Consider the following 289-nt stretch of genomic DNA (forward strand, 5'->3'; position numbering starts at 1 on the left):
TGTTCCCAACGCTGTGCCCGAGCACGCTCGCGCTTGTTGCCGATGGCGTGGATCGTCCAGGGCCTGGCGGCGATGAAGAATGCAGCGTCGCAGTCCTGCAGTTCGCCGCGTTTGTCCGCGCCGGTGTAGCCGCTGTCGCCGAACACGCTGTCTTCCTTGCCATGCAGCAACGTGTGCATCACCGTGACATCGGCGACATTGGCCGCTGTGCAATGGACGTGGTGCACCAACCCGGAAAACTCATCCACGCCGATGTGCGCCTTCATCCCGAAATACCACTGATTGCCCT

The 289-nt window shown here is 61.9% G+C and carries 1 protein-coding gene; it reads right to left on the reverse strand.

What is annotated here, in order from left to right; all coding sequences use genetic code 11:
• Positions 1–289 (reverse strand): transposase (locus XdyCFBP7245_RS23585; RefSeq protein ID WP_146091753.1); only part of this gene is annotated, 289 nt, incomplete at both ends.

Origin of the sequence: Xanthomonas dyei, assembly GCF_002939865.1 — a bacterium.
Classification (GTDB): Bacteria; Pseudomonadota; Gammaproteobacteria; order Xanthomonadales; family Xanthomonadaceae; genus Xanthomonas; species Xanthomonas dyei.